1 protein-coding gene is annotated in these 1,800 nt (G+C 58.6%); it reads right to left on the reverse strand.

Annotated features, from left to right (window positions below; genetic code table 11):
- A partial coding sequence (locus Xbud_RS18875) for a non-ribosomal peptide synthetase (RefSeq protein ID WP_244590050.1) occupies window positions 1–1,783 on the reverse strand: 1,783 nt, incomplete at its 3' end.
- Window positions 1,784–1,800: the final 17 nt, after the last annotated feature.

The raw sequence follows: 1,800 nt of genomic DNA on the forward strand, positions 1-1,800 counted from the left end.
GAATAGCGGCTGCCAGTTTAATCGCCAGCAGGGAATTACCGCCGATACGGAAGAAGTTATCTTCAATCCCCACCCGTTCCAGCCCCAATACCGACTGCCAGATCATGCACAACCGGGTTTCCAGTGCCGTGCGCGGTGCCACATATTGTTCACGGTTTACCCAGACCGGGACCGGTAAAGCCCGGCGGTCCAGTTTGCCATTCAGTGTCAGCGGCACGGACTCAATGCGGGTAAAACTGGCCGGCACCATATACTCCGGCAGACGGGCTGACAGATGCCCGATCAGGCTGTCATCCGGCACCCCGCCCTCCGTGACCAGATAAGCCACCAGCACGCGGTCTCCCTCGTGTTCCCAATCGATCACCACCGCCTGTTTCACCTGAGGGTGAGTCGCCAGCGCACTTTCGATTTCCCCCGGTTCAATCCGGTAGCCACGGATTTTCACCTGAAAATCATTGCGTCCCAGATAATCCAGATTGCCGTCCGGCCGCCAGCGCACCAAATCCCCGGTTTTATACAGCCGGGTATACCCCAATGCGGCGTCCTCCGCTGTCGCAAACGGGTTCGGCACAAAACTCTCTGCCGTCAGGGCCGGCTGGTTCCAGTAACCGCGCGCCAGACAAATACCGCCAATGTGCAGTTCGCCCGGTGCCCCTGTCGGGGAAGGGTTACCGTATTTGTCCAGCACATAGAGCCGCACATTATCAATCGCCCGCCCAATCGGCACATTGCCGTGACACGCCGTATCCGTCTCATAACAGGCGACTTCAATCGCCGCTTCCGTCGGCCCATAAAGGTTGATAAGGGCAGAGCGGCCCGCCTGGACCCGGTTAAATGCCCTGACCTGCGACGCCGTCAGCGCTTCCCCGCTACAGAAAACATAACGCACCCTGTCCGGTAACTGCTGACCCATTGCCTCCAGGGTCTGGCAGAATGCCCCCAGCATAGGCGGGATAAAATGCAACATGGTCACGCCGCTTTGCCGGATCAGTTGCTGCAACACCGCCGGCTGTTTATGTGCCTCCGGCGGAGCAATCACGATACATGCGCCCACCCAGTTCGCCGCCAGCAATTCCCACACCGACACATCAAAGGTATACGGGGTTTTTTGCAGTATTTTATCGGCGGGCCGGAAAGGATAACGCGACAACATCCAGCACAGGCGGTTCATCACACTGCGGTGAGTCAGTGCCACTCCTTTCGGCTGGCCGGTGGTGCCTGACGTGTAAATGATATAGGCCAAATCGGTGGCCCTGTTTACCGGCGGCAGATTATCAGCAGGATAACCGGCAGTCACTGCCGGATCGTCGGCGGCAATCAGAACGGGAGCCACCGCCAGTGTTTGTGTGCAGGCCGTCAGTGCGGGCAAATGGTGTTGCTGAGTCACCACACACCGGGTCTGTGTGTCAGCCAGAATAAAGCGGGTACGCTCCGGCGGGTATTCCGGTGAAAGCGGGACATAGGCCCCCCCGGCTTTTAACACCGCCAGAATAGCGATAATCATCGCCGGACTGCGATCCAGATATAACGCCACCGGCGTCTCTGCCGGCATCGGGGTATTGCGCTGCTGCTGATACTGTGCCCGGATCACGGCAGCTAACTGGTTTGCCCGTTCGTTAAGCTGGCGGTAGGACAGGGTGTCTCCGGCAAATTCCAGCGCCCTATTATCCGGTGTGGCAGCCGCCTGAGCCTCAAATTGTTGTTGCAGGGTATTTGACGGGCAGGGCCTGTCCGTCTGGTTCCAGCCATACAGCAGGGTATGACGTTCCTGCGCAGATAACACATCAATGCGGCTCAAGG

The organism is Xenorhabdus budapestensis, from assembly GCF_002632465.1.
GTDB classification, from domain to species: Bacteria; Pseudomonadota; Gammaproteobacteria; order Enterobacterales; family Enterobacteriaceae; genus Xenorhabdus; species Xenorhabdus budapestensis.